Origin of the sequence: Desulfosarcina sp., from assembly GCF_041551955.1 — a bacterium.
In the GTDB taxonomy this organism is placed as follows: domain Bacteria; phylum Desulfobacterota; class Desulfobacteria; order Desulfobacterales; family Desulfosarcinaceae; genus Desulfosarcina.
This window is the reverse complement of sequence record NZ_JBFELV010000302.1, coordinates 1-6,050: the sequence shown is the minus strand read 5'-3', so window position 1 is coordinate 6,050 and position 6,050 is coordinate 1. Positions and strand designations below refer to the sequence as shown.

The window sequence follows — 6,050 nt, the reverse complement described above, 5'->3', positions numbered from 1 at the left end:
AGGCCGCTTCAGTCAGTTGTTGAATCTGTTCCTTGTCATGGTGCTGCCCGCCCGCGTCGGAACGGTCATCCTTTCGGTCGAGTGCACCACTGACAAATTGCCCGCGGGTGGATGCCGCTGACCCGCCATGCTCTTGACCGCCGGGAATCTCCGGGAAATAATAGAGCGCGCAGGACTCGGACGAAGACGGTGGGTTATCTTTGGGTGAGTTAGCCAACAAATTCCTCCCCTCCCCGCCCGCTGACGACCAATTCGCCCTTTCTCTCCATATCCTGGACGATTTTGGAAATTTTCTGTTGAGCATCGGTAACATCTTTGATCCTGACCGCACCGGACACATCCATTTCCTCCTTGAGTATGCCCGCCGCCCGTTCTGACATATTGCCGAAGATTTTCTCTTTGACTTCGTCCGTCGTCGCCTTGAGCGCAATGGCCAGTTCCTGAGATTCGACGGATCGCAGTACTTTCTGCAAGCCCCGATCATCAACGAGAACGATGTCGTCGAAAACGAACATGTTCTGACGGATTTCAGCAGCCAAATCAGGGTCGTTCTCCTCGATCTCCTCGATAATCTGCTCCGCGGCAGTCCCATCGATCATGTTCAGTATTTCCGCCAGGCGCGGCACGCCGCCGGCTTTCTGTGTGGAGGCGGTTTCCTTGTTGGACAAGATTTCTTCAAACATGCGATCGATCTCCTCCACCATCCCGGAGGGCACCTTGTCTAAATTGGCGATGCGGTAGGCGACATCGGGTCTCGATTCGTCAGGCAGAAGCGCCATCACGTTGCTGGCCATGTGGGGTTTCAGATGAGCGATGATCAGGGCAATCGTCTGTGGATGTTCATTCTGAATCAGCTGAATCAGCAGTTCCGGCGCGATGGATTGAATCGCTTTGAGTTGGTTCTCCCGCCGCTCATCTTTATCGCCGCCTGCCCCTTCGATCCGCTGGTCCTTCTTTGCGTTTTCAATTTGCTTGGGTGGCTGTGCTTTCTCCAGAAATTCCCTGGCAACACTTTCAACCAGCGCAGGGGATACCGGACCCAGTTTGGATTGGAGCTTGAAAATCAAGTTTCGCTCCATTTTACTGAGCTGATCCAATACCGGAGCGACGGTATCCCATCCCAGTGCCTGAACGAGGATGGCTGCTTTTATCGATCCGATTAGATTTCTTGGGTCCATGGGTGTTGGGTTCTGGGTTCGGGGTTCGGCGTTCCGGTCTCTGGTCTCTTTGGTTTGTGGTTCACAGCTTACTGCTCACGGCTCACTGCTCACCGTTCCGAATACCGGGTACTGGCGTTGAGCTTTCATCTTTCAGCTTAACCGCTCACCAGCTGATGAGCTTATCAGCTGTTTCTTCGTCACGTTTCCTTGAGCCATGCTTTCATGAGTTGCGTGGAACCGGAGCGATTTTCATTGATCGCATTTTCGATTTGTCGTGTGTAACTGTTGTCGTTATCCGACGCTGCGTAGCGTCGCTCCAGCTCCTTGATGGTTTGCGGAAGCTGCTCCAACATCTGGATTTCCTCAATGGGTGTGGATGTCAACCAGCGTGTCAGCGGCTTGATGATCATCATGAATGACAATAGGAAGAAGATGGCCGTGGCCGTATACTTGATCAAGCTCTGGTGCGTCTTGATGATCTCCATCCACCCGGGAGGTTCCGGCGCAGCCGTCATATCGGAGGCCAGTTCCACTTCAAAGGGGATATTGACCACTTCTATTTTATCGCCTCTGACAGCATCGTAATCCACGGCACTTTTGACGATATTCTCGAGTTTGACCATTTCCTCCACTGCCCGGGGAACATACTGCGCCTGCTCTCCGTCAGCGCCCTCCTCCGGCTGCTGGTAGGTGCCGTCGACCACCACGGCCACGGAAAGGCGCTGGATGCTTCCAATCGGCATGATTTGACGATGGGTCAGTTTGCCCACCTCGTAATTTTTGGTGAACTGTTGTCTTTGGTTGTTGCCGGCACCACCGATGGCCGCCGTTCCCACGCTGCCGGGGACCACGTTGGTCTGAAGACCGGGAACGCCGGCCGCGGTTCCGGTGGAATCTTTGGACACCGAACTGGATGCCTGCTCGCTCCGAACCACCGAATTATCCGGCAGGAAAAGCTCCTCTGTTTTTTCCTGCTGGGTGAAATTAAGCAGACAGGATACCCGGACAATAGCCTTGTCCTGCCCTAATACGCTCTCCAGCATGGTTTTGACGCGGTTTTCCAGGAGCCGTTCTTTTTTTTCCTGAAAGGCCAGTTGGTTGGAAGTAATCTGGCTGACCGTGGATTTTTCCTTGAACCCAGCCAGCATTTTCCCGCTGTTGTCTATGATGGTGACATCCTCCGGACTCAAACGCGAGACACTGGAAGATATCAGGTGAACGATTCCCTGGACCTGCTCTTTGCTCAGGTATTTGCCGCGCCTCAGCTTGAGAATGACGGATGCGGTCGCCGGATCCTCCTCCTCGATAAACAGGGACCGGGCAGGCATGACGATGTGCACCCTCGAACTTTCCACCTCTATCAAGGTATTGATGGTTCTGCTCAACTCCCCTTGAAGCGCCCGCTGGTAATTTACATTTTGAACGAACTCGGTCATTCCCAGCTGCGTGTCGTCAAACACCTCGAATCCGATGCCATTGCCTCGCGGCAATCCCTGCGAGGCAAGCTCCAGCCGCGTTTCATAAATCTTCTCGTAGGGAATGCGTACACCCGTGCCATCCATGGTAAGCTGGTAAGGGATCTGTTTGTCTTTGAGTTGGCTGACGATTTCTGCAGCATCTTCCGGCGCCAGATTGCTGTACAGGGGGTGCAGGTCACCGGTTTCCGACCAGGTCAATAAAAAGGCCAGACCGGCGACGGTGCCGCCGACCAGGATGGCCATGGCCACCAGCTTTCCCGTCGTCAGCCCTTTGAGGGCCATTTTTAGTTGTTGCGGCAGTGTGGACAATGAAAAAGCCATCTCTACTCCGTTGGGCGGTTCAGAAGTACCGGGTTCTGGTCTCTGGTTTATGGTCTCTGGTCTTTGGTTTATGGTCTCTGGTTTCTGGTTTATGGTCTCTGGTTTCTGGTTTCTAGTTTCTGCGGTTCACTGCTCACTGCTCACTGCTCACTGCTCACTGTTCACTGCTTACCGTTCACCGTTCACCGTTCACCGTTCCAGGTTCCGGGTTCTATCTTTGAGCCTTCAGCTTTGAGCTTTGAGCTATCAGCCACCTATATGGACATTCGACGGATTTCGTCGAAGGCGGACATCAACTTGTTGCGAATCTGCAGCACCAGTTCAAAAGAGATCTCCGCTTTTTTCATCGCGATCATCGTGTTGTGAATATCCTGGTTCTTGCCGCTGGCCAGATCGTTGATGGCCTGGTCCGCGTCGAGCATTTGCCCGTTGACCTCGGTCAACGAGCGTTTGACGTAGTCGCTAAACGGTGTCGACGATGCCTCAGGCATTGGTTTTTGCGGCGCATCCATCTGCGGCAGAATCGTCTGTAAATGTGCAATCGTCAGATCGTTCATGTGGTTTTCCCTATCTCCAGTGCGATCGCCGTCATGTCCTTCGTGGCGCGTATCGCTGTGGCATTGGCCTCGAAGCTTCTGCTGGCGGAAATCATGTTGACCATCTCTTCGACGATATTGACATTTGGCAGCCGGATATAACCCTTTTCGTCGGCATCCGGGTGACCAGGGTCATATTTTTCCACGAATGGCTTGTCGTCTTCGATCACCCGAGCCACCTTGACGCCGCCGCCCCCTTCCCCCAGGTGTTCATCCAACACCGCTTTAAAATCCCCCGATTGGACCGCCTCGAAGATGGCATCCTTGCGTTTGTATGGTTCTCCGGTTTCCGTCCGTGTCGTGTTCACATTGGCCATGTTGCTCGAAATGAGATTCATTCTCAGGCGTTGGGCACTCAATCCGGTCGAACTGATGGCCAGGCTGTCGAGAAAATTCATCTTATTTGGACCCTCCTGTGATCGCGTTTTTCAGTCCGCTGAACTTGGCGGCGACAATCTGCCCAGAGGCTTTGTAAAGCAGGCTGTTTTTAGCCAGGGCGGTCATTTCGTGATCGATGTCGACACCGTTTCGATCCCCGCGAAACAGGAGCGGATCATCGGCTGACGGTCCGGCCATGGCAGATGGATCATCGGGCACGGGCGCGCCGGGTAAATGCTGTCCGTCTGTCCGGGTTAATTGCGCCGCGGTAGCCGTCGATGACTCGCTTTGAAGCGCTTCTTCGACATTCATCGAAAAAGGCTTGAAGTTGGGCGTGTCCGCGTTGGCCACATTGTTGATGATCAGCTCATGGTTGCGTGCCCGCAGGTCCAATGACCTGGACAAGGTCGACATCGCACCGCCGAATAAATTGACTGGATGGTTGTCCATGATAAGCCTCACTGTTTGGATTCTGTTTGAAGATCAGCAAATTATGTACCAGCACACACATCCGATTCGAATTTCACTTCTTCCCGGTATTCGTTCAACTTGTTTCGCAGGGTTCGGATACTGATTCCCAACATTTTCGCGGCATGCGTCCGATTGTCGCCGACTTCGCTCAATGTATTGATAATCAGTTCTTTTTCCATTTCCCGGACGGTCATCCCCGCGGCCAGTGAAGGCTGCTGGGAGGTGTTTTCAACGACCGCGTCCAATATCAGATGCTCCGGTAGCAGTTTTTCACCGCTGCCGATCAGGACACCGCGCTCGATGGTGTTTTCGAGTTCACGAACGTTTCCCGGCCAGGGTTGCCTGATCAGCAGTTCCATGGCTGAATCGGATATGCCCTGCATCGCTTTGGCATTCCGGCTGCAAAATCGTTTAAAAAAATAGTCGGCAAGCAAGGGTATGTCGTTTTTTCGTTCCCGCAGCGGCGGAATCGTCAAAGGAATGACGTTTAGCCGATAAAAGAGGTCCTCGCGGAAAGCATTGGATTTGACCGCCATTTTCAGGTTCTGGTTGCTGATGGCGATCACCCGCGCATAGACCGCAATCGACCGGCTGCTTCCCAGCCTGACAATTTCTCTTTCCTGCAGCGCGCGAAGCAGTTTGGCTTGAAGCGGCAAGGCCATTTCAGTAATTTCATCCAACACCAGGGTCCCTTTTCCAGCGCTTTCGAATTTGCCTATTTTTCTGGAAATAGCCCCGGTGAAAGCCCCTTTTTCATGACCGAACAGTTCCCCTTCAGCCAGCTGTTCCGGCAGCGCGGCACAATTGATAGCCACGTAGGGCTCATTTTCACGGCAGCTGTTGGTATGGATGAATGAAGCCAGCAGCTCCTTGCCGGTCCCACTTTCACCGGTAACCAGAATGGTTGCCGTGCTCGGGGCCACTTTTCTGGCCATGTCGAGGACACCGAGAAGCGCCTTGTCCTGGGTGATGAATGATTGGGTCTTGGCCGGATGGATGGGGTTGGCCCCCGGCCGATTCAGGACATCCCGGGCCGCCTTTTCAAATGCATGTTCGATCAGTTCCGTTTCCATTGGATCGATGATGAAATCGGAGGCACCGGCCTGCATGACGGAGAGCACGTCCCGGGCCTTGGCCGCGGACGAGCCGATCAGGATGGAGACGGAGGGGAAGTGGGACTTTACCTGTTCGGTCAGATCGAGGCCGGACATGTCGTCGGGCCCCAAATCGGCGTATACGATCTGAAATGGCCGGGCGTGCATGATCTCCAGCGCCGTTTGTGCATCTTGGCAGGATTCGAACTGCAGTGCGCTGTTTTTCTCGAGTGCACCAGTCAGATGTCTGCACAGATCCGAATCGTTAACCACAAGCAGGGCGGAAATAGGTTTCATCGTGTGTCTTTGGGTTAAACCGAGCGTTAAGTCATTTCATTCCACTTCAAGCAGATGTCGGCACTGCCTCGGTGCGCAATCCGATGTGACGGGGTGATTGAACACCGGTCGATATGGCAATCGCTTCCGCTTTGATTGCAAATTGGTTGCCATGGAAGAAAAAACGCATCGATCAAAGTGAAAACAAAGTCTAACAATTTGTTTTCTTATGCTTAATTAACCTTGCAACAGAATGGGTACGGCGATCGGGAAGCT

General features: G+C 53.4%; 7 protein-coding genes. All 7 read right to left on the bottom strand.

What is annotated here, in order from left to right; translation table 11 throughout:
- Positions 1–217 (bottom strand): hypothetical protein (locus ABYV26_RS18480; RefSeq protein ID WP_372682833.1); only part of this gene is annotated, 217 nt, incomplete at its 3' end.
- Entirely contained in the window at positions 210–1,178 is a 969-nt protein-coding gene (gene fliG, locus ABYV26_RS18475; RefSeq protein ID WP_372682832.1) for a flagellar motor switch protein FliG, read from the bottom strand. The genes ABYV26_RS18480 and fliG, both read right to left, overlap by 8 nt.
- 179 nt (positions 1,179–1,357) lie before the next feature.
- Entirely contained in the window at positions 1,358–2,959 is a 1,602-nt protein-coding gene (gene fliF, locus ABYV26_RS18470) for a flagellar basal-body MS-ring/collar protein FliF (RefSeq protein ID WP_372682831.1), read from the bottom strand.
- A 254-nt stretch (positions 2,960–3,213) separates the two neighbouring features.
- The gene (gene fliE / locus ABYV26_RS18465) at positions 3,214–3,516 is read right to left on the bottom strand and encodes a flagellar hook-basal body complex protein FliE (protein WP_372682830.1); all 303 of its coding nucleotides are present in this window, start codon (positions 3,514–3,516) and stop codon (positions 3,214–3,216) included.
- Positions 3,513–3,953 carry a flagellar basal body rod protein FlgC gene (gene flgC, locus ABYV26_RS18460; RefSeq protein ID WP_372682829.1) on the bottom strand — a complete coding sequence of 147 codons (441 nt, stop codon included), beginning with the start codon at positions 3,951–3,953 and terminating at the stop codon, positions 3,513–3,515. The genes fliE and flgC overlap by 4 nt, the downstream gene beginning before the upstream one ends.
- A gap of 1 nt (position 3,954) precedes the next feature.
- Positions 3,955–4,383 (bottom strand): flagellar basal body rod protein FlgB, encoded by a 429-nt coding sequence (gene flgB / locus ABYV26_RS18455; protein WP_372682828.1) that lies wholly within the window; start codon positions 4,381–4,383, stop codon positions 3,955–3,957.
- Positions 4,384–4,424: 41 nt separating this feature from the next.
- Entirely contained in the window at positions 4,425–5,795 is a 1,371-nt protein-coding gene (locus ABYV26_RS18450) for a sigma-54-dependent transcriptional regulator (protein WP_372682827.1), read from the bottom strand.
- Positions 5,796–6,050: the final 255 nt, after the last annotated feature.

Bases quoted from the DNA above. Each gene is read 5' to 3' on its own strand.
- flgC (WP_372682829.1), bottom strand. From the start codon at position 3,953: ATGAATTTTCTCGACAGCCTGGCCATCAGTTCGACCGGATTGAGTGCC.
- fliE (WP_372682830.1), bottom strand. From the start codon at position 3,516: ATGAACGATCTGACGATTGCACATTTACAGACGATTCTGCCGCAGATG.
- flgB (WP_372682828.1), bottom strand. From the start codon at position 4,383: ATGGACAACCATCCAGTCAATTTATTCGGCGGTGCGATGTCGACCTTG.
- fliG (WP_372682832.1), bottom strand. From the start codon at position 1,178: ATGGACCCAAGAAATCTAATCGGATCGATAAAAGCAGCCATCCTCGTT.
- fliF (WP_372682831.1), bottom strand. From the start codon at position 2,959: ATGGCTTTTTCATTGTCCACACTGCCGCAACAACTAAAAATGGCCCTC.
- ABYV26_RS18450 (WP_372682827.1), bottom strand. From the start codon at position 5,795: ATGAAACCTATTTCCGCCCTGCTTGTGGTTAACGATTCGGATCTGTGC.